General features: G+C 34.7%; 24 protein-coding genes. 12 read left to right on the plus strand and 12 right to left on the minus strand.

Annotated features, from left to right (window positions below; genetic code table 11):
* Positions 1 to 9: 9 nt before the first annotated feature.
* From ilvC to ACFQ39_RS02425, 5 genes are all read right to left on the minus strand, one after another.
* The gene (gene ilvC / locus ACFQ39_RS02405; protein ID WP_377176070.1) at positions 10 to 1,485 is read right to left on the minus strand and encodes a ketol-acid reductoisomerase; all 1,476 of its coding nucleotides are present in this window, start codon (positions 1,483 to 1,485) and stop codon (positions 10 to 12) included.
* A gap of 17 nt (positions 1,486 to 1,502) precedes the next feature.
* Complete coding sequence (gene ilvN, locus ACFQ39_RS02410; RefSeq protein WP_377176072.1) at positions 1,503 to 2,027, minus strand: acetolactate synthase small subunit; 525 nt, start codon at positions 2,025 to 2,027, stop codon at positions 1,503 to 1,505.
* A gap of 7 nt (positions 2,028 to 2,034) precedes the next feature.
* Positions 2,035 to 3,768 carry a biosynthetic-type acetolactate synthase large subunit gene (gene ilvB / locus ACFQ39_RS02415; RefSeq protein WP_377176074.1) on the minus strand — a complete coding sequence of 578 codons (1,734 nt, stop codon included), beginning with the start codon at positions 3,766 to 3,768 and terminating at the stop codon, positions 2,035 to 2,037.
* A gap of 14 nt (positions 3,769 to 3,782) precedes the next feature.
* A complete protein-coding gene (ilvD, locus tag ACFQ39_RS02420; RefSeq protein WP_377176077.1) occupies positions 3,783 to 5,468 on the minus strand; it encodes a dihydroxy-acid dehydratase in 1,686 nt (561 codons plus the stop codon).
* 270 nt (positions 5,469 to 5,738) lie between these two features.
* Entirely contained in the window at positions 5,739 to 7,277 is a 1,539-nt protein-coding gene (locus tag ACFQ39_RS02425; RefSeq protein WP_377176079.1) for a hypothetical protein, read from the minus strand.
* 154 nt (positions 7,278 to 7,431) lie between these two features.
* On the opposite strand from ACFQ39_RS02425, the gene ACFQ39_RS02430 reads away from it, so the two are divergent.
* From ACFQ39_RS02430 to ACFQ39_RS02455, 6 genes are all read left to right on the plus strand, one after another.
* Positions 7,432 to 8,607: a 2-isopropylmalate synthase gene (locus ACFQ39_RS02430; RefSeq protein ID WP_377176081.1), complete on the plus strand. Its 1,176-nt coding sequence runs from the start codon at positions 7,432 to 7,434 to the stop codon at positions 8,605 to 8,607.
* A gap of 14 nt (positions 8,608 to 8,621) precedes the next feature.
* Complete coding sequence (gene leuB, locus ACFQ39_RS02435) at positions 8,622 to 9,737, plus strand: 3-isopropylmalate dehydrogenase (RefSeq protein WP_377176083.1); 1,116 nt, start codon at positions 8,622 to 8,624, stop codon at positions 9,735 to 9,737.
* Between the two features lie 20 nt (positions 9,738 to 9,757).
* Complete coding sequence (locus ACFQ39_RS02440) at positions 9,758 to 10,480, plus strand: nitroreductase family protein (RefSeq protein ID WP_377176085.1); 723 nt, start codon at positions 9,758 to 9,760, stop codon at positions 10,478 to 10,480.
* A 104-nt stretch (positions 10,481 to 10,584) separates the two neighbouring features.
* Positions 10,585 to 11,379: a serine O-acetyltransferase gene (locus ACFQ39_RS02445; RefSeq protein WP_377176087.1), complete on the plus strand. Its 795-nt coding sequence runs from the start codon at positions 10,585 to 10,587 to the stop codon at positions 11,377 to 11,379.
* Between the two features lie 3 nt (positions 11,380 to 11,382).
* Positions 11,383 to 12,270, plus strand: coding sequence for a cysteine synthase CysM (gene cysM / locus ACFQ39_RS02450; RefSeq protein WP_377176089.1), 888 nt, complete (start codon positions 11,383 to 11,385; stop codon positions 12,268 to 12,270).
* A gap of 79 nt (positions 12,271 to 12,349) precedes the next feature.
* Positions 12,350 to 13,066 carry an ion transporter gene (locus tag ACFQ39_RS02455; protein WP_377176091.1) on the plus strand — a complete coding sequence of 239 codons (717 nt, stop codon included), beginning with the start codon at positions 12,350 to 12,352 and terminating at the stop codon, positions 13,064 to 13,066.
* Positions 13,067 to 13,136: 70 nt separating this feature from the next.
* On the opposite strand, the gene ACFQ39_RS02460 is transcribed toward ACFQ39_RS02455, so the two are convergent.
* The 7 genes from ACFQ39_RS02460 to ACFQ39_RS02490 form a co-directional block, all read right to left on the minus strand.
* A complete protein-coding gene (locus tag ACFQ39_RS02460) occupies positions 13,137 to 13,832 on the minus strand; it encodes a GW dipeptide domain-containing protein (RefSeq protein WP_377176093.1) in 696 nt (231 codons plus the stop codon).
* 73 nt (positions 13,833 to 13,905) lie between these two features.
* Positions 13,906 to 14,106, minus strand: coding sequence for a helix-turn-helix transcriptional regulator (locus ACFQ39_RS02465; RefSeq protein WP_377176095.1), 201 nt, complete (start codon positions 14,104 to 14,106; stop codon positions 13,906 to 13,908).
* A complete protein-coding gene (locus tag ACFQ39_RS02470) occupies positions 14,103 to 14,543 on the minus strand; it encodes a hypothetical protein (protein WP_377176097.1) in 441 nt (146 codons plus the stop codon). Before ACFQ39_RS02470 ends, ACFQ39_RS02465 begins: the two co-directional genes overlap by 4 nt.
* Before the next feature lie 81 nt (positions 14,544 to 14,624).
* Positions 14,625 to 15,077 carry a GNAT family N-acetyltransferase gene (locus tag ACFQ39_RS02475; protein WP_377176099.1) on the minus strand — a complete coding sequence of 151 codons (453 nt, stop codon included), beginning with the start codon at positions 15,075 to 15,077 and terminating at the stop codon, positions 14,625 to 14,627.
* Between the two features lie 9 nt (positions 15,078 to 15,086).
* Positions 15,087 to 15,260 (minus strand): hypothetical protein, encoded by a 174-nt coding sequence (locus ACFQ39_RS02480; protein WP_377176101.1) that lies wholly within the window; start codon positions 15,258 to 15,260, stop codon positions 15,087 to 15,089.
* A gap of 6 nt (positions 15,261 to 15,266) precedes the next feature.
* Positions 15,267 to 16,079: an inositol monophosphatase family protein gene (locus ACFQ39_RS02485; protein WP_377176102.1), complete on the minus strand. Its 813-nt coding sequence runs from the start codon at positions 16,077 to 16,079 to the stop codon at positions 15,267 to 15,269.
* Between the two features lie 15 nt (positions 16,080 to 16,094).
* A complete protein-coding gene (locus ACFQ39_RS02490) occupies positions 16,095 to 16,718 on the minus strand; it encodes a class I SAM-dependent methyltransferase (RefSeq protein ID WP_377176104.1) in 624 nt (207 codons plus the stop codon).
* A 333-nt stretch (positions 16,719 to 17,051) separates the two neighbouring features.
* On the opposite strand from ACFQ39_RS02490, the gene ACFQ39_RS02495 reads away from it, so the two are divergent.
* The 6 genes from ACFQ39_RS02495 to ACFQ39_RS02520 all read left to right on the plus strand — a co-directional run bounded on the left by ACFQ39_RS02495 (position 17,052) and on the right by ACFQ39_RS02520 (position 23,813).
* Positions 17,052 to 18,359, plus strand: a complete 1,308-nt coding sequence (locus ACFQ39_RS02495) for an amidohydrolase (RefSeq protein WP_377176106.1) — start codon at positions 17,052 to 17,054, stop codon at positions 18,357 to 18,359.
* A gap of 5 nt (positions 18,360 to 18,364) precedes the next feature.
* Positions 18,365 to 18,862: a phosphoglycerate mutase family protein gene (locus ACFQ39_RS02500; RefSeq protein ID WP_377176108.1), complete on the plus strand. Its 498-nt coding sequence runs from the start codon at positions 18,365 to 18,367 to the stop codon at positions 18,860 to 18,862.
* A gap of 19 nt (positions 18,863 to 18,881) precedes the next feature.
* A complete protein-coding gene (locus ACFQ39_RS02505) occupies positions 18,882 to 19,844 on the plus strand; it encodes an alpha/beta fold hydrolase (RefSeq protein WP_377176111.1) in 963 nt (320 codons plus the stop codon).
* 7 nt (positions 19,845 to 19,851) lie between these two features.
* Positions 19,852 to 20,313, plus strand: a complete 462-nt coding sequence (locus ACFQ39_RS02510; protein WP_377176113.1) for a hypothetical protein — start codon at positions 19,852 to 19,854, stop codon at positions 20,311 to 20,313.
* A 20-nt stretch (positions 20,314 to 20,333) separates the two neighbouring features.
* Positions 20,334 to 21,491 carry a DUF418 domain-containing protein gene (locus tag ACFQ39_RS02515; RefSeq protein WP_377176114.1) on the plus strand — a complete coding sequence of 386 codons (1,158 nt, stop codon included), beginning with the start codon at positions 20,334 to 20,336 and terminating at the stop codon, positions 21,489 to 21,491.
* A gap of 144 nt (positions 21,492 to 21,635) precedes the next feature.
* A complete protein-coding gene (locus ACFQ39_RS02520) occupies positions 21,636 to 23,813 on the plus strand; it encodes a prolyl oligopeptidase family serine peptidase (RefSeq protein WP_377176116.1) in 2,178 nt (725 codons plus the stop codon).
* Positions 23,814 to 23,900: the final 87 nt, after the last annotated feature.

The following is a 23,900-nucleotide window of genomic DNA, read 5'->3' on the forward strand; positions in this document are numbered from 1 at the left end:
ATTATTTGCCTAAACAATTTTTGTCATGGCTGTCATAGAAGCTCTTAAATCATAACCGATTATTTCAACCGGATGAAATCTGATTTCTTCATTGACAGCAATGAGCAATCTATTATCTACGCCAGCATCTTTTCCTTCTGCAAAATGCTTACCAATGACATCTGTATCTATTTTCTTCATAAATTCTTTCAGTAAAGGCTTGCAAGCATGATCGAATAAATAGCATCCGTACTCAGCAGTATCAGAAATGGTTCTGTTCATTTCAAACAATTTTTTTCTGGCAATAGTGTTTGCAATTAAAGGAGTTTCGTGTAAAGATTCATAATAGGCAGATTCTTCAATAATTCCAGCATCAGTCATTGTTTCGAAAGCCAATTCTACACCTGCACGAACAAAAGCGACCATTAAAACACCGTTGTCAAAATATTCTTGTTCGTTAATTTTCTTATCAGTGATAACCGTTTTTTCAAATGCCGTTTCTCCGGTAGCGGCTCTCCAAGTGAGTAAATTCTTATCATCATTTGCCCAATCTTCCATCATCGTTTTAGAAAATTCACCACTCATGATGTCGTCCATGTGTTTTTGAAAAAGGGGTCGCATGATTTCTTTCAACTCTTCAGAAAGTTCAAAAGCTTTGATTTTTGCAGGATTAGACAAACGGTCCATCATGTTTGTAATACCTCCATGTTTTAACGCTTCAGTGATCGTTTCCCAACCGTATTGAATAAGTTTACCAGCATAAGATGGCTCAATGCCTTTTTCTACCATTTTATCAAAACACAAAATAGAGCCTGTTTGAAGCACACCGCAAAGAATGGTTTGTTCACCCATTAAATCAGATTTTACCTCAGCTACAAAAGATGATTCTAATACACCTGCTCTATCTCCACCTGTGGCTACTGCATAAGCTTTTGCTTGCTCAAGTCCAATTCCTTGTGGATCATTTTCGGGATGAACTGCAATCAGAGTAGGCACACCAAATCCTCTTTTATATTCTTCTCTTACTTCAGATCCCGGGCATTTTGGCGCAACCATGATTACGGTTAAATCTTCACGAATCTTCATACCTTCCTCAACGATATTAAATCCGTGAGAGTATGATAATGTCGCCCCTTTTTTCATTAATGGCATTACCGCTTTTACCACTGAGGAATGCTGCTTATCTGGTGTAAGATTTAAAACCAAATCAGCTGAAGGAATTAATTCTTTATAGGTTCCAACTTTAAACCCATTCTCCGAAGCATTCAAAAAAGATTGTCTTTTTTCTTTGATGGCTCCTTCTCTGAGCGCGTAAGCAATGTCTAAACCTGAATCTCGCATGTTCAAACCTTGATTCAATCCTTGAGCACCACATCCAACGATTACAATTTTTTTTCCTTTCAGAACTGAGACACCTTCAGAAAATTCTGAGGTATCCATAAATCTACATTTTCCTAATTGTGCCAATTGCTCTCTTAAAGAAAGTGTATTAAAATAATTTGCCATTACTTTTTGTTTTATTTTTAATTAAGTTGTTTTTTTAAAATATCTGAAATTCTCATTTCATCTTTCGTGACAGAAATCCTTCCTGATCGAACAAATTGCATAATTCCATAAGGTAAAAAATCGCTGTACAACTGCTCGATTTCTTCTTTCCTTCCGGATTTTTCTACCACAAAAAAATCTCGGTTTACCGTAACGATTTGCGCATTACTTTTTTTGATGATATTTTGAATTTGTCTTTTATCGAAAAGTAGACTAGACTTGATTTTAAACAATGCAGATTGCAAATAAATAGAATCCTCATTGGTGTGGTAATACGCTTTAATGACTTCTACTTGTTTTTCAATCTGTTTAACAATTTTTTTGACTTGTTCTTCCGGCATATAAGCCACAATAATAAATCGGGAAACACCCTCAATTTCAGAGCTAGAAACAGTCAAACTTTCAATATTGATGTGCCTTTTTAAAAAAATCGTAGCGATTCTGTTGAGCAAACCTAGGTTATTCTCAGTGTAAACTGAAATCGTGTATAAAATATCTTCCATCTTTTTCCTATTTTAATCTAATTTCAGACACAGACGCTCCGGTGGGTATCATTGGAAATACATTTCCCTCTTGAACAACACGAACTTCAAGCACATAAGATTTGTCTGAACTGATCATTTCTTTGATTGCATCTTGTAAATCTGCTCTTTTTGATACCTGCTTTGCCTGAATGCCGTACCCTTCCGCAATTTTTATAAAATTGGGATTTACCATGGTCGTATAAGCATATCTTCTGTCGAAAAACAGTTCCTGCCATTGTCTGACCATTCCTAAAAACTCGTTGTTTAAAATAATTATTTTTACGGCGACGTCTGTTTGTAAAATAGTTCCTAATTCTTGAATGGTCATTTGAAAACAACCATCACCAATAATAGCGACTACTTCTCTATTTGGCGCACCCATTTTAGCACCAATTGCAGCAGGTAGGGCAAAGCCCATGGTACCTAATCCTCCTGAGGTGATTTTACTGTTTGATCGTTTAAAAGAGCTATATCTACTCGCAATCATTTGATGTTGCCCAACATCCGAAACTACAACAGCTTCTCCTTTGGTTTCGGCATTTAAATATTTGATTACTTCGGCCATTGTTAGACCTTCGGTTTTGGGATTCAATTGATCATCAATGACTTCTTTGTATTCAATAGCATATAATTCCTCAAATCTTTTTTCCCATTCAGGGTAAGTTTTCTTTTCAATTTTTGACAAGATAGCAGCAAGTGTTTCCTTTACATCCCCTAAAACGGCCACATCTGTTTTTACGTTTTTATCTACTTCTGCCGGATCTATTTCAAAATGTATCACTTTTGCCTGTTTGGCGTAAGTATTCAAACTTCCGGTTACACGATCATCAAAACGCATTCCTATTCCTAAAAGCACATCGCATTCATTTGTCAGAACATTAGGTGCATAATTTCCGTGCATACCGACCATCCCTTTGTTTAATGGATGTTCTGTAGACATTGCCGACAAACCCAAAAGAGTGCTCGCGCATGGTATTCCGGATTTTTCTATAAAATCTTGAAACTCTTTTTCCGCATTGCCCAAAACTATTCCCTGACCCCAGACTACAAAAGGTTTTTTTGCCGCATTGATTATTTTTGCCGCTTCTACCAATTGCGATTCATCTATCTCAGGAACAGGATTATAACTCCTCACTCGTTTACAAGGCTTATATTCAAAATCCAATTCTCCAAATTGCGCATCTTTTGTAATATCGATCAAAACAGGACCCGGTCTACCTGATTTAGCAATATAAAATGCTTTTGCTAGGACTTCAGGAATTTCATAAGCTTTAGTTATCTGATAATTCCATTTGGTTACAGGAGTACTTAAACTGATAATATCTGTTTCCTGAAAAGCATCACTTCCCAACAAATGAGAAGCAACTTGTCCGGTTATACAAACAAGAGGTGTTGAATCTATTTGGGCATCTGCAATTCCTGTGATTAAATTGGTAGCACCGGGTCCTGATGTGGCAATGGCCACCCCAACTCTTCCTGAGGTTCTTGCATAACCCTGAGCCGCATGCACTGCACCTTGTTCATGCCTGGTAAGTACGTGATGTAATTCATCTTTGAATTTATAAAACTCATCATAAACTGGCATAATCGCTCCGCCCGGATAACCATAAATTAGGTCGACACCTTCTTCTATCAAACACCTCACCACTGCTTCTGCACCTGATATGGTTAACTTTTCTTTTTTTTCTATCACTTCTTTGGGTTTTGTTGTCGTTTCCATGATAACTAATTTGTCTAGAATTTATCTGTTACACAACCTTCTGAGGCTGAGGAAACAGTTTTTGCATATTTATATAAAATCCCTTTCTGATGTTTTAAAGCTGGCTCTTTCCAGTTTTTTCTTCTTTCACTTAATACTTCATCACTAAGATCAACGTCGATGGTGTTATTTCCCGCGTCAATAATAATTAGATCTCCGTCCTCTATCAGAGCAATATTACCACCACTTTGTGCCTCTGGAGTAATATGACCTACCACAAATCCATGGGTTCCTCCTGAAAATCTTCCATCGGTAATAAGAGCAACTGTTTTTCCTAATCCTGCCCCCATAATCATGGAGGTTGGTTTCAACATTTCTGGCATACCAGGACCTCCTTTTGGACCAACATACCTGATCACCACAACATCACCTTTTTTTACTTTACCCGCTCCAATGCCAATATTGGCTTCTTCTTCAGAATTAAATACAACGGCTTTGCCTTTGAATAAATTTCCTTCTTTACCGCTTATCTTAGCCACGCCGCCTTGTAAAGCCAGGTTACCATAAAGAATTTGAATATTTCCTGAAGATTTTAACGCATTTTCTGTTGCATAAATCACTTTCTGGTCTTCTTCAAAAGAAATCGCTTTAACATGCTCCAGGTTTTCAGCCAATGTTTTTCCCGTAACTGTTAGACAGTCGCCATGAAGCAATCCCTTTTCTAGTAAATATTTCATCACCGCAGGTGTACCACCCACACTGTGCACGTCTTCCATTAAATATTCTCCACTAGGCTTCAAATCTGCCAATAATGGAGTGCGGTCACTTACTTTTTGAAAATCGTCTAAAGTGAAATCTATTCCTGCCGCATGCGCTATTGCCAAATAATGTAATACCGCATTGGTAGAGCCTCCTAAAGCATTGACCAATGTAATGGCATTTTCAATTGACTTTTTAGAAATAATATCAAGAGGTTTTAAATCTAGCTCCAACAAATTCTTGATAGCCAATGAGATTCTTTCACTTTCATTATCCTTATGCGGATTTTCGGCTGGCAGAGAAGAATTGTAGGGCAATGCAAAACCCATCGCTTCTATAGATGAGGCCATCGTATTTGCTGTATACATTCCTCCACAAGCACCTGCACCCGGAATAGAAGCTTTGATTATTTCTTTATACTCAACTTCTGTAATTTGTCCTGCAATTTTCTGACCTAAGGCTTCAAATGCTGAGACAATATTTAATTTTCTACCTTTATACTTCCCAGAGGCTATTGTCCCTCCATAAACCATTAAAGAAGGTCTATTTAGTCTCAACATCGCCATAATCGCACCCGGCATATTCTTATCGCAACCAACAATCGTAACCAAGCCATCATAACTCTGAGCATTCATAACAACTTCAATGGAATCTGCAATTATATCTCTCGAAGGCAATGAATAACTCATTCCAGGAGTCCCCATAGAAATCCCATCACTTACCCCGATTGTATTAAATATAAGGCCTACCTGACCGTTTAAATTTACCTTTTCTTTAATTTGCCCCGCCAATTTATTGAGGTGCATATTACATGGATTTCCGTCATAGCCAGTACTTGCAATACCTACCTGAGGCTTTTTCATATCCTCATCGGTAAGACCGACTGCATACAGCATAGCCTGAGCGGCAGGTTGTGTTTCGTCTTGTGTTAATCTTTTACTGTATTTATTTAATTCTTTCATTTATTTTCAAAACTTATGACTTTCTATTAAGTATTTAGCGTTTTTTTAGGCTTTTACTTACAATTGCCAAAAGTATTAAAGCCACCTTGTAACTTCTTTTTTAGATTGATTTTGTTTACAACACTCAACCATGCAATACAGCAATTAACCAGCTGTATTTGTGATGTTTACATCTTCTTAATTACAAGGTTTAAGGGAATAAAAAAATATTATGGTATTTGGGCAGTCTAAAGCAACTTAATGAAAGAAGGTCTAAAAGGGTAAAAAAAGCTATTTCATTTTTAACAAGGCTTTTTGCCTGATCACTTCCTCAACCGGTTTTCCTTGAATTTTACTTTCTAGCCATGAAATTAAATCCAAGTACATGAACGCCCGCTTTTCATAAGGATGATTTTCAAAAGCCTTTAATTCTTCATAAAGTTTTACAAAAGAAGATTTGAGCTCATGGGGATAAATATCACTCAAACTTCTTAAAAACGAAATTACTTTTCTTTGAACGCCGTAGAGTTCGTTCATTTTTAATAAAAATTTAAAGGTAGATTTGATTTCCTCTTCTAGGTTTTGATCATACCCAGCTTCGTAATGGGCTATCAAACTCAACATTCTGCTAAAACATAAAAGATCTTCTCGCATGGTGAGATCTTTATTTCTGATAATTTTATTCAAATAAAAGATACATTCATCAAATTTTTCGGCACCAAAATACATACTAGCAATTTTGTAATAGAAAATCATCACATGGTGCTCATCAAAATTTTTCTTGTACAGTGAGATCTCTTTAAGTATTTCTGGTATAATTTCAGTTCCTTTTGTAAACTCACCTTCCAGAAAAAACAGATTTATCCTATTTTGATAATAGGTTAGAGATGCTAAAGAAGAAGTGTTGTCATTTAAAGTAAATAATTCCTGATCCATTTCCTTTTTAAAAGAAATCAAAACACTTCTGAATTTTTTTATCCTTTGGATAATAAATAAGGATTCCAACAAATAATTGACGCCCTTTAAATAAAAAACCGGATTTACCTTTTTCATTTCGGGATTTTCATCGAACAAACTCACCCATTTTTGAGAATATTTATAGCAAGACAAAAAATCCTGGGTAATAAAACTATACCATAAAAAAGCCTTATAGAGAAACAATTTCTCCTTAAAACCCATTTCTTTGAGATTGTACTCCGGAATTCTACTTTCAAAAAAATCTTTTATAGTTGCATAATCCTCTTTACTTTTTGCATAGCCCTTTTTAAGCATGTAACTATACAACTGAAGCGAAAGATTTGAAAGTTTACTGAGCAAAACAGAACTTTTACTCAATTTCATAGATTCTTGAATCAAATCATCAGCCCTAGAATCTAAACTTCGCGTAATGTACTGAGATTCAATTACTTTTTCTAACTCTACAATCTCATAAGCCAAGTTATTCTCAAAATTTTGGAGCGCATTTGCCTTTGCTTTTTCTAGAATTTTTAAGCTCTGCCTATGTAGTCCTTTATTAAATAAAATAGTAGCAAAATCAAGTTGTTCTCTAATTTGTACTTTCACATTTTGTTGTGAAGGATTTAATCTTAAGCTAATTAAAATCTGTTTGTATAAATGCGCTTTTGCATTAGACAATTGTTGTTTTTTTATTTTAGTCTTGCTAAGAATAATTTGTTCATCAAATTCTTCTAATTTATCTAAAACATCAAATAGGGCCATAAAATTCTTCTCGGCGTTAACACCCAGCCTTCCGGCATACAATTTAAATTGTCTTTTTTCTGATTTAGACAATGTTTTAACCAACCTAAAAAGGGCATCATTTTTCGTCATAGACATCGTAATAAATGCTATTCAAAACCCTATTAAACAGATGTTTAATCAATTTTATAGATTTTTGAATGTAGTAAACGAATCTTCTAAAAAAATCCAAATACTTAATTCATGCTTATTTTTGAACTTCAAAATTCATAAATTTTATTCACAAATGAGCAAAGAAAGGGTTCAAATATTTGACACTACTTTACGAGATGGAGAGCAAGTGCCTGGTTGTAAGTTAAATACAAAGCAAAAATTAACTATAGCCAAGCGTTTAGATGAACTGGGAGTGGATGTAATAGAAGCAGGTTTTCCTATTTCTAGTCCGGGTGATTTTAATTCGGTAGTAGAAATTGCCAAATTGGTTCAAAATGCAAGCGTATGCGGATTAACAAGAGCGAATAAGAAAGATATTGAGGTTGCAGCAGAATCATTGAAAATGGCTAAAAAGCCAAGAATACACACAGGAATTGGTACATCAGAATCACACATCAAATATAAATTCAATTCAACTCCAGAAAAAATTATTGAGAGAGCAATAGACGCCGTTCGATATGCAAAATCTTTTGTAGAAGACATTGAGTTTTACGCAGAAGATGCTGGTAGAACGGATAATGAGTACTTGGCCCGGGTTTGTGAGGAAGTGATTAAAGCAGGTGCAACTGTATTGAATATTCCCGATACAACGGGCTATTGTTTACCTGAAGAATACGGAGCTAAAATAAAATATTTAAAAGAAAACGTAAAAGGGATAGAAAAGGTAACTATTTCATGCCATTGTCATAACGATCTTGGTTTAGCTACAGCTAACTCAATTGCAGGTGTCCAACACGGTGCCCGTCAAATAGAATGTACCATAAATGGTATTGGCGAAAGGGCCGGAAATACAGCCCTAGAGGAGGTGGTGATGATTTTGAAACAACATCCGTACCTGAACCTTGTCACTGGTATTGATACGACATTATTATATAGTACCAGTCAATTAGTTCAGCAAAAAATGGGAATTATCGTACAGCCCAACAAAGCTGTTGTAGGCGATAACGCTTTTGCCCACAGTTCAGGTATTCACCAAGACGGTGTGATAAAAAATCGTGAAACCTACGAAATTATGGATCCCGCAGATGTAGGGGTATCTCAATCTTCAATTGTACTTACTGCAAGAAGTGGTAGAGCTGCCTTGGCTTATCGAGCAAAAAATTTAGGCTATGAGTTGACAAAAGATGAATTAGACGTGCTTTATCCTGAATTTTTAAATTTTGCCGATTTGCACAAAGAAGTGAACGATGAAGGAATTCATCAATTAATGGAAGAATGTAAAATTAATTTTTCTAAATTGCAGTTGTAAATAACTACAACAGCATGAAGTTAAAAATTGCCATCCTACCTGGTGATGGAATCGGTAAAGAGATTACAGATCAAGGAGTTAAAGTTTTGGAAGCCATTGCTACAAAATTTAAACACGATATTACTTTTTCCTATGCAGACGTTGGCGCAACCGCTATAGAAAAAACCGGTAGCCCTTTACCCGATGAAAGTCTTGAAATTTGCAAAAAAGCAGATGCCGTTTTGTTTGGTGCTATTGGTGATCCTAAATACGACAATAACCCAGATGCCAAAATAAGGCCTGAACAAGGTCTTTTAAAACTTAGAAAAGGTCTTGGTTTATACGCCAATATAAGACCTATTAAAGTTTATGATGATTTAACCTACAAATCTCCGCTCAAAGAAAAAGTGATCAAAAACACTGATTTTGTTGTGCTTAGAGAGCTTTCAGGAGGCATGTATTACGGTGAAAATAAAGTGAGTGAAGATGGTTTATCTGCGTCTGATGAATGTATTTATAATGCCAAAGAAATTGACAGAGTGGCTCATTTGGCATTCTCGATGGCGAAACAACGTAAAAAGAAACTTACCTTAATAGACAAAGCAAATATGTTCGAAACTTCCAGACTATGGAGGAGACGAATCATGTTGATCGCTAAAGAATATCCGGAAGTAACGCTGAATTATATGTTTGTCGATAATGCTTCGATGCAAATGATTTTAAACCCTAGACAATTTGATGTTATATTGACCGAAAATTTATTTGGTGATATTTTATCTGAAGAAGCCAGTGCAATCGCTGGTTCAATAGGCCTTTCTGCTTCGGCTTCGATAGGTGAGAAAATGGTTCTTTTTGAACCCATTCATGGGGCTTATGTTAAAGCAAAAGGAAAAAATATTGCTAATCCACTTGCAACAATTCTTTCTGTGGCCATGTTGTTGGAACACTTTGAATTATTTGAAGAAGCTGACGCCTTAAAAACTGCAGTAAACAAATCCATCGAATTACAGATTACCACACCAGATTTGAATACTTCCCAAAAATTCTCAACCTCTGATGTAGGTACTTTTATCAGTGAATTTATTCTCGACAAAAAAAACGTTTTTACCCATATTGAAAATATGAATTTAGGGCAATCTACGATTATTTAATCCTCAAAAAAATCTAAAATTTGACAACAGTAAGCCAAGCCATTGAGTTCAGACGGTCAGTTAGAAAATACGACCCGAATAACCCGATTGATGGCGAATTGGTAAAAAGTTGTTTAAAAAAAGCCCGTCTGGCACCAAATAGCAGTAACTTACAATTATACGAATTTTACCATATCACCTCAGAAAACAAGTTGCGAGAAATATCAAAAGCATGCTTTGATCAGCCGGCGGCTAAAACCGCGCAGCAACTTGTTGTTTTTGTCACCAGAAAAGATTTATGGCATAAAAGAAGTAAAGCAAATTTAGAATTTTTAAAATCTCAATTTAATAAATCCAAAGAAGCTTCTTCCAAAACTGAAAAATTTGCATTGAAATACTATACCTCCGTGATGCCACTCACCTATTTTGTTTTTTTGGGATTATTAGGATGGTTAAAGTTTATTGTCTTTTGGATTGTGGGATGGATTCGTCCGGTTTACCGTCAGAATAGAAATAGTGATATGCGCGCCGTTGTGCATAAAAGTGCGGCACTAGCGGCTCAAACATTTATGTTATCGATGGCAGAAATAGGATACGATACTTGTCCGATGGAAGGACATGATTCGCTTAGAATTAAAAGAATACTCAAATTACCTATAAGTGCAGAAATAAATATGGTTGTTTCATGTGGAATTAGACTTCAAGAAGGAGTTTATGGTAAAAGATTTAGAATTCCTTTTGAGCAGGTCTATTACAGGATTTAGTTGAAATAGGTTTTTTTTGATCCTTTTCTGAACTTTTTATGATTTATAAATTCTTTGAAAGATTGAAATAAAAAACCGACTGAATTATTTAAAACCAAAGCCTTATGTTACTTGATAAAAAAAATATTATTGAGGAAATCAGAAATCATAAAATCAATCATAAACTTGATTTTAGGTTAAAAACACATACTGAATCTTTTACTGAAGAACTATTTCATGTACTTTTTGATGCAAACGTTTCGGTTTCAGACCATCTGGATCAACTCGAAATTCGTTTTGATGAAATTAAAAAGATAGCCCACAAACATTATGATTTTGATTGTAGTAATATTTGGCAAAATTTTTTAAAAGGTTTGCCGGAAATACTTAGATTATTAAATCAAGATGCACATTGTATCTGTAAAAATGATCCTGCAGCCAACAATGTAGAAGAAGTTTTTATGGGATATCCCGGTTTTTTTGCCATTGCGGTTTACAGGCTTAGTAACTTACTTTTCACATTGCAAATGCCCGTAGTACCTAGACTGATGAGTGAATATGCCCACGGCAAAACAGGTATTGATATTCACCCCGGGGCAACAATTGGAAGTCCTTTTTTTATAGATCATGGAACAGGTGTGGTTATTGGACAAACCAGTATCATAAAAAATCAGGTGAAAATTTATCAAGGTGTCACCTTAGGTGCTTTGCAAGTAAGTAAGGACATGAAAGATGTTAAAAGACATCCCACTGTTGAAAATAACGTAACAATTTATGCGAATGCCACTATTCTGGGCGGAGAAACAATTGTAGGTGAAAATACCATTATTGGTGGTAACGTTTGGCTTACCCATTCTGTCCCCGAGAATTCGATTGTTTATCATGAGTCTGAAGTGAAACTGAAAGCTAAAAAAAATTAAAAAATGTATGCAAAAAGTATTGTTGATTTAATAGGAAACACACCCCTTGTTAAAGCAAATCACCTCATTTCGAATAAAAACATTACTCTTCTGTTGAAATTAGAAGGCAATAACCCTGGAGGTAGTGTAAAAGACAGAGCGGCATATAACATGATTAAATCTGCTTTAGATAGAGGAGAAATTAACAAAACATCAAAACTTATTGAGGCTACAAGTGGAAATACTGGAATCGCATTAGCGATGTGCGCAAAGCTTTTCGGACTCAATATTTCACTCGTGATGCCTGAAAATTCTACCGTAGAGAGAGTACAAACCATGGAGGCCTATGGTGCAAAAGTAATTCTCACTCCGGCAGATGATGGAATTGAAGGTTCACGCGATTTTGCCGAAAAAAAAGTGTCTGAAGAAGGATATTTTATGTTGGATCAGTTTGGTAATCACGATAATTGGAAAGCACACTATAAAACTACCGGACCAGAAATTTGGCGAGATACAGAAGGCTTGGTAACACATTTTGTCTCGGCAATGGGCACAACAGGTACAATTATGGGAACCTCAACTTTTTTAAAAGAGAAAAACCCTGCCATTCAAATTGTTGGTGCACAGCCTGCTGATAATGCAAAAATTCCTGGCATCAGAAAATGGCCAAAGGCTTATTTGCCGAAAATATTTGATATAAAGAAAGTAGATCAAATCATTGAGGTTACAGAACAGGAAGCAAGAAATATGACGAAAAGATTAGCAAAAGAGGAAGGAGTTTTTGCAGGTATGAGTAGTGGAGGATCAGTAGCAACAGCGGTAAAATTATCCGAAACAATGGAAAGAGGAATCATTGTTGCCATTGTCTGCGATCGCGGCGACAGATACTTATCATCTGATTTGTTTTCTTAGACTCTTTCTAAAAACTTGATTTTAATCTAAATATGGAATATCTTTTCCGTTCTTTAAATCAATCGAACAGCTTATTTCAATGAAAAAAAAATTGAGATCAATTCTAAACGATCAAGCAACGAAAAAAGGCAGAAGATTTGATCTGTTTATACAAGCAATGATCTTAATTTCTCTGCTGGCTTATGCAATAGAAACCCTGCCTAACTTAAGCCCTGCTACTATAAAAGTACTTCATTTTATAGAAATAGTCTGTTTGGTGATTTTTACCATCGAATATATTTTACGCATTATTGTTGCTAAAAAACCGTGGAAATATATTTTTAGTTTTTATGGTATTATTGATCTTTTAGCTATTTTACCCTTTTATTTTCAAGGTTCATTAGACCTGAGATCTGTTCGGGCTTTTAGAATTTTTAGAGTGTTTAGAGCCTTTAAATTGATTCGATATAATAAGGCTTTAAATAGAATTCACGTGGCAGCGAGTTTGGTAAAAGAGGAAATCGTATTATTTTTTATCGTGTCTTCTATTTTCATGTATATATCCTCTGCTGGCATTTACTTTTTTGAACATGAGGCTCAACCAGAGGTTTTTACTTCGATATTTCACAGTGCATGGTGGTCGGTTGTCACCCTTACAACTGTTGGCTATGGAGATGCATATCCCGTTACGGTTGGCGGCAAAATTTTTACATTTTTTATACTATTAATTGGGGTAGGCATAGTTACCATTCCAGCTGGTTTGGTAGCATCTGCTTTGCATAAGGCCAGAGAAATTGAAGACGACAAAAAAAAGTGAGTCGAGTCTATTTAAACAAAAAGACAACTGTAATTACAGTTGTCTTTTTGTTTAATTTTCTATGAATAATTTATTCTTTAACTGAAGAAGCTTCTTCAACGATTAAAGGATATATATAACCTGCTCCAAAATCCTTATCGAGCGTTACTTTACCTGTCATGGTTACCACATCACCAACAGTTAAGGATTCTTGAGTTGTAAAAGTTAGGTCCGATTTTCCATCGAAAGATGTGCCATCTTTAAGATGAACCCAATTTTTATCCATGATCTGATCATTTATTTTTACAATTTTACCCTTAACAAGTACAGTTTTACCTTTATAATTTTCTTTATTTTCATACAATTCTGCAATCGTAATTCCGCCTTTTGCCTTTTCAACTGAAATATTTTCTTGTTCTTCTTTCGACAAACGACTTTTTTTAGTTTCCGAATTTGAACTTTGATCTTGTTGAGCCCCTGTATCTGCGAAGTAAATCTCATCAAATACCCTATTCAAATCCTTACTTTCAAAATTTGTCATCAAAACCGCATTTGAATAACTAAAATCATCACCCGGTTTCAAATCAGTACTATTAATTGCCATCCAATAGTTCCTGTTTCCTTCTTCTACTTGCAAATAAGTATAATCTCCGGTTTGTTTTACCTCTTTTACTTTAACATGATGAGTGACTGGTTGGTTGGTTTTTACTGGCGCATACTCTTGGTTTTGCTTTTTGCAACTTGTCAATAAGGCCAATACCACTAAAATTTGAATTATATTTCTCATTAGATTAATTTTTATCCTCCAAAGGTAAATGAATATGACATGATTTAATATGATATTTGTCAAGCGAAATTTGTTAATCGTTTCCTTCCAATTCAAAAATATCATTCACACTTTTATTAAAAACTTTCGACAGTTTCAATGCTAAAATCGTTGAAGGCACGTATCTATTCTTCTCTATAGAATTGATGGTTTGCCGAGAAACCCCAATTTTTTCGGCCAAATCTTCTTGAGTAATATCTAAAATTGCCCTTTCAACCTTTATTTTATTGATCATCTGGTTCTTCTTAAAGTATAATAAAAGCCGAGTTGTATAAACAACATGAACCAAATAATGACAAAAGAAGAAAGCTCTTTAAAATCTGCAGCTTCCCGTTTAACAAATAAGGCTACTACATAATTTATGTAAGGCTGTAAAATGGCGTATACTACACCAAAAATAAACGCCATTACATAAGATCTAGCTCGCAGTTGCATGGTGTATTCATCTTCATTTTTTTCCATCGAAATAGAAATCAAAAGTAAAGAAACGAGTAAGGCACTTTTTGAAATATTATTCATCAAAACTGATGAATAATCTGTAAAAGTTAATATGGCTAATGAAATGAGTGAAATAATCAACAAAACGAATCCAAATTTTTTATAGTGATACGGTAAAAATTTGATTTTTTGCAATTGCTCTCTTTCGCATTCTAAAATTTTTTGAACATTCATGATGTAAAGTTTTTTATACTTAATGACAAATATACTTTACATTTTTGACAAAACAAAATTTTAGTAAAATACTAATCAAGATTATTTTAAAAATTTTTGAAAACAAAAACTTGAATCTACGTCTTTATATTGTCCGTAATTTGGGATACGATGATAACCAAGTCTTTGGTACAAGGCGATTGCCTCAGGTTGATTTACTCCCGTTTCCAAAATACATTTTTGAACAAAAAGTTCTTGTGCCCACCCTTCTAACTCCGAAAGGACTTTTCCTGCCAAGCCTTTTCCTCTATATTTTAAAACAGTGTACATTCTTTTTATTTCAAAAATGTTTTCATCAAAATACTTCATCGCGCCGCATGCAACGGGAATATCTTCTTCGTATAAAACAACACAGTGCCTAATAGAATCTATTTTATTGTATTGATCGTAAAAAGCGTGGTCCTCACCGTCTCTTACAGCAAGTTCTTTGTCTAACTCAACCACAAGGTTTTGGAAGTCTGAATTTGAATTATCACAACGAATAATCTGATACATAGTTTTTTTTTAACGTATACTTTCTCCTTTTAAGGAAAAAAACATAGCAATAATTAATAAAATTCCTGAAACTATTCTCAACCAAAAACCTACTCCCATTTCGTCTCGCGTAAAAATAACATTCAAAATGATTAAAATCACACAAGCGAATAGGACAAATATGGCTACTCTTTTTTTATCCATTTCCTCTCATTTAGAATGATACGAATCAACTATTTTCAACAATTGGCCATGAATTTCAGTTGAAGCTGCCATAAAACTAAAATTTTTATTTGGATCATAAATGGTATTTGAATAGTCAATTTGATGACCAAAAAAATCGGTATACATTCCCCCTGCCTCCTCAATAATGATCTGTTGAGCGACGTTATCCCAAACCTTACTCGTTCTATTCAAAAACGCCCCATAGCTTCCTCTGGCAACTAGAGCGATATCAAAAACACTATTACTTGATCTTAAATTTCTAATATTGAGCACAATCTCTGCCAATAATTCACATTCCGACCTTGTAAACTCAGGATTTTCTTGATGTCCATCAATACCATATGCTATAAGGCAATTCGACAGTTTCTTTTCTTGAGATACATAAATTCTCTTCTCATTACAAAATGTACCCAATCCTTTTGCTGCAGTGATAATATCAGAATAAAAAGGCAAGGCTATTCCTCCTGCAATGGGTTTATTCTCTAACAACAACCCAAACATACAACCATAAAGCGGTGAAGCATTGGCAAAATTACTCGTACCATCTATTGGATCTATAACCCAGGTAAAATCAGAGTTTTTATGAATAACCCCGGCTTCTTCATCGATAATATTATGACTGGGAAATTTTTTTTCAATAGCTCTAATAAGTAATTTACCGATCTCTAAATCCGTTTTTGTAAGCACCTGATTGTTATCCTCAGGTTTAGTGATAGAGGATACTTTTCCAAAATTATCTCTGGCTATTTTCGAAACTTTGTCGAGCGAATCATAAATAAAATGTTGATAATTCATCATGAAATAAAGTCTTTTTCAATTTCTAGATTCAAAAGCACAGAAAATAAAATTTTGAATATTTTGTGAAGGTGTTTTATGATCGTGCTTTACACAAGTAATCTTTTTGAAGTGCTGACTAAAAGTTGCCTCTAAACTAGTGTTTGTATATTGCCTTATTTCAATCCCTGAACACTTTTTAGGCCCATCTTCTGAAAAAGTAGCGATTAGTATTTTGCCATTTTTCGACATTGCTTCATCGGCTATTCTAACGTATTTTTCAATCTCATTTTGTTCTGTAAGAAAGTGAAAAGCAGCTCTGTCATGCCAGAAATCAAAATTTTGAGTTGGCTCAAAATCTAAAATATCAGAAACAATCCAATTAATTTTATTTGCCTTTTCACCTAAACGCTTCTTGGCTCTTTCTATCGCCTTTTCCGAAATATCTAAAATAGTGAGATCCCTGAATCCCATCTCCAGTAAATGGTCTACTAAAAAACTATCTCCACCTCCAATATCAATAATTTTTGCATCCTTAGAAATTTCTAAATTTTGTAACAATTGCAATGAAGTTTCAGGTTTGGGCTGATACCAACTTACTTCCTCCAAATGTTTTGTGTGATAAATATTTTCCCAATGCGCCTTTCTGTTAAAACTTGTCATGTCCTAAGATTTATACTATTATTCTATTTTCATATAAAATTATACAAAATCTAACCGAATTTCAGATATTTTTTTCTGGGTTTCCTCGATTTGTAATTTTACCCAAACTGCTGTGTGTACGAAATATATGATCCCATTATCTTAACTATTCTGCTTATACGCTTTTGATAAAAGTATAGGAAGACCAAATCTCCTTCCTACTGAATAGGAGATTCACAAGTACTTTATTCATTCTATTTCGTCATATAGATTGGGTCATATTATTTTAACGACCATCAAAAAAAAATCATATCTTAACTTCTTAAAAATTTATCCATCAAATATTTTATTTTCATGAAACAATCCCTTTTCGCCCTCATTTTTTTAAGTCTTATAAATGTAGTGCATGGTCAATCTCTAAATTCTGCTAAATTGGATCAAGAAATTTTAAAAATTGAACCAAAAGTAATCGAATGGAGGCACGATCTTCATCAAAATCCTGAATTGGGAAATCGGGAGTTTAGAACGGCAGAAATAATTGCTAAGCATTTAAAATCTTTAGGTATAGATGTAAGAACTGAAGTGGCAAAAACAGGTGTTGTGGGTGTGTTGAAAGGTGCAAAACCAGGTCCGGTTATTGCCTTAAGGGCAGATATGGACGGACTTCCTGTAACGGAAAGAGTAAATATCCCCTATGCTTCAAAAATAAAATCAACTTATAACGGTGCAGAAACAGGGGTTATGCATGCATGTGGCCATGATACCCATGTTGCCATTTTAATGGGCGTTGCAGAAATTCTAGCCCAGAATAAAAAAGATTTATCAGGAACGGTAAAATTTCTCTTTCAGCCCGCCGAAGAAGGACCTCCAGCTGGAGAAGAAGGAGGAGCAGAATTAATGGTAAAAGAAGGTGCCCTTAAAAATCCGGATGTAGATGTAGTTTTTGGATTACATATCAGCGCTCAGTTGGAAGTTGGAAAAATCACTTATAGACCAAAGGGAGCCATGGCCGCAGTGAGCGATTTAAAAATTACGGTAAAAGGAAAATCGTCTCATGGTGCCGCGCCTTATTCATCTGTTGACCCCATCGTAACATCAGCACAGATTATCAATAGTTTGCAAACCATCGTTAGTAGAAATGTGAATATTACAGAAAATGCTGCAGTAGTAACTATTGGTTCTATTCATGGAGGAAACAGATCGAACATTATACCAGAAGAAGTTGAAATGCTAGGTACTGTTCGAACACTAAGCGACAGAGATACAGAATTAGTCTATCGAAGAATAAGGGAAATCACCACAAATACAGCAGAAGCGATGGGTGCAGATGTTTTTATAGAATTGCCCTATTCTATGACATATCCTGTGACATATAACGATCCTGAATTAACAGCTCAAATGTTGCCATCACTGGAACGAGCTGCGGGAAAATCAAATGTAATTTTAGTACCCGCAAAAACCGGTGCCGAAGATTTTTCTTTTTTTGCCAAAGAAGTTCCCGGACTCTTCTTTAATATCGGTGGTGCGCCAAAAGGAATGAAAATTGAAGATACAGCGCCGCACCATACACCAGATTTTTACGTGGATGATACAGGCTTAAAAACAGGCATTAAAGCATTTTTGAATTTGGTTAATGACTACTCAGCTTTACACAAAAAATAAACCTGATGTTACAAAAAATTATTTTTATTTTTTTATTAAGCTCTTTTAGCCTTTCTATACTCGCCCAAGAAACCACCATCATTTTAGTTCGCCATGCGGAAACTTTTGAAGGTGGATCAGAAAGAATGCTAAATGAAGTAGGTAAAAAAAGGGCTCTGGAACTCAAAAGAACTCTTCAGAATGTAAAATTGGATGCTATTTATTCAACCGATTTAAACCGCACCAAACAAACTGTTCATCCTATCTCTTTAGACAGAGGTTTAGAAATAATACCTTACGACCCAACAAACCTTAATGATTTTGCTTATCGCTTGCTCAAAAACCATGTTGGAGAAACAATTTTAGTTTCTGGACATAGCAATACAACACCCCAACTGGTGAATGCACTCATCGGAGATAAAAAATATGATGATTTCGATGAGACTGAATTTTACCATTTATTTATCTTGAGCTTTGCCACCAATCTTCCACCAAAAGTTTTACAATTATCCTATGGCTTTTAAATTTCTCAAATTATTAAATATGAAATTGATATTTTCATGGCTGTTATTTTTTCTTATTCAGACAAGTTTTAGCCAAACTGACCCGAATATTTACGATAAGTTCACCTCAAAATTCTACAATATAGATGGTTATAAAATAAATGTTGAAGTGCTGGGAGAAGGTCCTCCAATTGTATTTTTAGCTGGTGGACCTGGAAATTCTCATGATTATATGCAAGGAAGTTTTGGGCATTACTACAAAACGAATACAGTCATTTTTATTGATATGCTCGGTCGGGGTAAATCAGATGACGCGAAAAACATGAATGAATATTCCATTGCAAACGATACACATGTTATAGAAGAGGTTCGGAAATTATTAAAATTGGATAAAATTGCTTTGGTTGGGCATTCTTACGGAACAGTTCCTGTACAGGATTATGCTGTCACTTTTCCCGAAAAGGTGGATAAATTAGTTTTGATAAACGGTTTTCACAGTGGAGAAATGTGGCAGGCTAACTGCGATAGTTATAACCACTATTCCAAAACTCACTTTCCAGAATACTGGAAAAAATTGGATTCTTTGAGAAATTTAGGATACGTCTCAAGTGATCCTGTTTTTAGTGAATTATACGGGAGTTTACCCACCAAATATATTTACTACCACGATACTAGAATCAAAGGAAATACACCAAAAGAAAAATATAGAAACTGGAATAATGATGTTTATTACGGTATAATAGGACGGGATGCAGATTTCTTTGTTGGTGGAGATATGATCGATTGGGATGTGAGAAGAAAATTAAAATCTTTCAAATTTCCTGTTTTAATATGTGCAGGCAGATATGATGGTGTTTCTACCCCACAATATGCCATACAGTACAAAAATTATATGCCCCAGGCCCAGTTTATTATGTTTGAAGAAAGTGGCCATAACCCTTATTTAGAAGAACCTGAAAAGTTTTATCAAGAATTTGAAAAGTTTTTTGGAATTAAAAATTAGCCCTATCATGTCTAGATTTTACATCATTACCCTATTGTTCTTCACAATTCTTTCTTGTAAAAATGTGCAAGAGCCTGAACAAACTAAAACTGAACAAAATTTGATTGGTACTTGGCGACTTTTATCTGGTCTAACGATAAAAGGCAATGATACTGTTTTTGCTGATTATACTCAAAATGAAGAAATGATCAAGATTATCAACCAAACGCATTTTGCATTTCTTCGCCATGATCTAAATAACGGAAAAGATTCTTTAGCACATTATACAGCAGGTGGTGGAACCTATGATTTAAATGGCTCAACATATACCGAACATCTCGCATTTTTGAATTACAGAGAATGGGAGGGGCATGATTTTACATTTGAAATTACGATTATAGGCGACACACTGATCCAAACTGGAATAGAAAGAATTGAAGATCTTGGTATAGATCAAAAGATTATAGAAACGTATATAAGAGAAAATTAAAGTTGATTACAAGTCATACCGTGAAAAATAGGTTATTCGTTATTGATGCCCTGCGTGGTTTTGCGATAGTAGCCATCATGTTGCTGCATAACATAGAGCATTTTGACTATTATTTTACACCTGAGAACTTACCGAATTGGCTAATTATCCTTGACAAATGGCTATGGGAATTTCTATTTTTTTTGTTTGCAGGTAAAGCCTATGCCATGTTTGCACTGCTTTTTGGATTAACTTTTTATATCCAGAGCCATAACCAAAATAAAAAAGGAAAAGATTTCGGCCTTCGTTTTGCCTGGCGCATGCTTCTTTTATTTGCTTTTGGCATTGTCAATTCTGCTTTTTATCAAGGTGATATTTTAACCATATATGCTGTTTTAGGATTGTTCTTAATTCCCATAAACCGGTTAAATGACAAGGCGATCTTCATCATCTCTCTCGTCTTATTTATCCAGCCACTGCAATGGATCGAATTAATGTATGCTTTAAACCAACCTGCGATAGAATTAACAGATCCTAAATCCTGGACCTATTTTGGAAAAATGGGAGAATATATCCCCAATGGTTCCTTTTGGGAAACGGTAGAGGGGAATCTGAGCAATGGAAAAAAAGCAGTACTACTTTGGAACTGGGAAAATGGACGATACTTTTTAATTCTATCACTCTTTGTTTTAGGACTATGGAGTGGGCGTAGAAAAATTTTTGTTTGGGAGATTAAAGGAGCGGATTTTTGGCAAAAGGTCTTGAAAATTTCTTTTAGCGCTTTCTTACCTCTTTATTTTGGAAATAAATATTTTATTTCGAGTATTTCTTCTGAGGCCATCAAAAGGCCTTTAAATGTTATAATAAGTTCGTGGTCTAACACTGCTTTTATGTTTGTCTTACTAGCTTCATTTATACTTTTATTCCATAATAAACGGTTTCATAAAACACTAGATTATTTTTCCTCATTTGGCAAAATGAGTTTATCCAATTATATCATTCAATCAATAATTGGCTCAACACTATATTACGGTTTTGGATTGGGCTTGTACAAATATACCGGAACCCTTTTTGCTGTTGGCATTGCATTGATACTCGTCTTTTTTCTAGGAAAATTTTGCAAATGGTGGCTAACTAATCACAAAAGAGGACCTTTAGAAACCATTTGGCATAACTTAACTTGGTTGACTAAAAATTAGCAGAAATCATATTATTCTTTTATCGAATGGATAAAATACAATTGCCCCTAATTCCATTTACCTATCATTTTAAATTACTGACTTTCAGCTCTAACATAGAATTATCGTATATTTAGCTAAACTGAATCAACTTAAACCAATCTTATGAAAAGATCCATCCTTTACCTAAGTCTATTATTTTGCTTTCTATTATCTGCACAAGAACAGATAAAACCGACTTTGATTACCGAGAATATTGTTATCAATGAGTATCACGGTGTAAAAATTGAAGATCCTTATCAATATTTAGAGAATTTAGAGAATCCTATGGTTGTAAATTGGATGAAAGACAACGCAAATTATGCCAGAAATGTTTTAGATGAAATTCCCGGAAGAAAAGACTTTTTAGAGAAAATGTATGAATTTGATTCTAGGGTTGCCGATAGAATTTTTTCTGTAAATGTAACCTCCCAAGGTCAATACTTTTACTTAAAAGCAAGACCGGAAGACGAAAACGGGAAATTGTATATGAGAAAGAATTATTCCTCAGAAGAAAAATTACTTTTTGATCCAGATAAATATAGAACAGAAGAAGCCGTTAACTACACTATTTCAAGTTTTTCTCCGAACTATAAAGGTGATAAAATTGCCCTATTTCTATCCGCCAATGGTTCTGAAAACAGTGATTTAATAATTATAGACAATAATGGTAAGACTTTTCCGGAAATGATTGACCGCTGCACTTCTTGGAACAATACCTGGTTAGCCGATGATGAGAGTATTCTTTATAGCAGGTTTAATTCTTCCGATATAAAAGACCAGAATAGACAAATGAATATGAAGTCATATTTACACAAAACCAATACAAATGGAAAAGATGATATGGAATTTTTCTCTAATACGACCAATCCTGAATTACAAATATTATCCGAAGAAATCCCGATTCCATTCTACAACAGACCGTCAAATAAATTTTTTGGTGGAGTTTTTACAGTAGATAAAAGAATAAAATTATACATGGCTGAAGATTCCAATTTTTCACCACCTCTAAAGTGGAAACAAATAACTAGTCAGGCAGATAATGTAGTTAATTTCGAACTTGATAAGAACAGCTTATATTATTTATCGTTTGATAACGCCCCAAACTACAAAATTTTAAAAGCAACTATTGCTAATCCTTCTGCGCAAGAAGCAAAAATTATAGTTCCGGAATTCAAAGATGAAATCATAACGAATATGGCAACCACAAAAGATGGTCTCTATTTTACAACGATGAAAAATGGGGTTGAAGCCAAAGTGTATTTTTTGGGACATAATTCAAACACGCCAAAAGTTTTAAAAACGCCATTGTCAGCCGGAGATATAAGTTTATCAAAAATTGATGAGGAACATAGTGAAATTTGGATGAATATGTCAGGTTGGACATCGCCAAATAAAAGGTACGCCTATGATTTAAAAAATGACAAATTCATCAAACAACCACTTTCCACTGAAGTTGAATATCCAGAGTTAAAAGGAATTGTTGTCAAAGAGGTTATGATACCTTCACACGATGGTGTAAATGTACCAGTATCAATTATTTGTAAAAATGACACTAAATTAAATGGAAAAAATCCAACACTTATATATGGTTATGGCTCTTATGGCAATTCCATCTCTCCTTTTTTTAGTCCACTTGTGCTAAATTATGTAAATCGCGGTGGGATTTGGGTAATTCCCCATGTAAGAGGTGGTGGCGAACTAGGCGATGCTTGGCATAAAGCAGGTCAAAAATTAAATAAGCCAAACACTTGGAAAGATGCCATTGCAACCGCAGAATATCTTATTAAAGAAAAATATACATCAGCTAATCATTTAGCCATATGGGGAGGAAGTGCTGGAGGTATTTTCGTGGGCAGATCTATTACAGAAAGACCCGATCTTTTTGCCGCAGCCATACCCGAAGTAGGTGCTATGAACACTGTAAGAATGGAAGAATCGCCAAACGGCCCAATTAACGCACCAGAATTTGGCACTGTAAAAGATCCGTTAGAATTTAAAGGTCTTTTAGAAATGGATTCTTATTTACATGTGAAAAAAGGAGTTGAATATCCTGCTTTACTCATAACTGCAGGTATGAATGACCCCCGGGTAATTGCTTGGGAACCAGGAAAATTTGCAGCTAGAATGCAGGCGTCGAGTATTTCGAATAAGCCTGTTTTATTTCTTACAGATTTTGAATCCGGCCATGGTATAGGAGATAGTAAAAGTAAAAGATTTGAAAGTTTTGCAGACACCTTTTCATTCGCATTATGGCAAACGGGCCATTCCGATTTTCAACCCAACGAAAAAATCCAAAAATAGTTTTAAAAAAAGAGCCCAAAAAGGCTCTTTTTTTATCTAATAAATCTAATTTAGTAGACCTATTATTTATTATAAATGCCCTTTTTT

This window comes from Namhaeicola litoreus (assembly GCF_042679565.1).
Classification (GTDB): Bacteria; Bacteroidota; Bacteroidia; order Flavobacteriales; family Flavobacteriaceae; genus Namhaeicola; species Namhaeicola litoreus.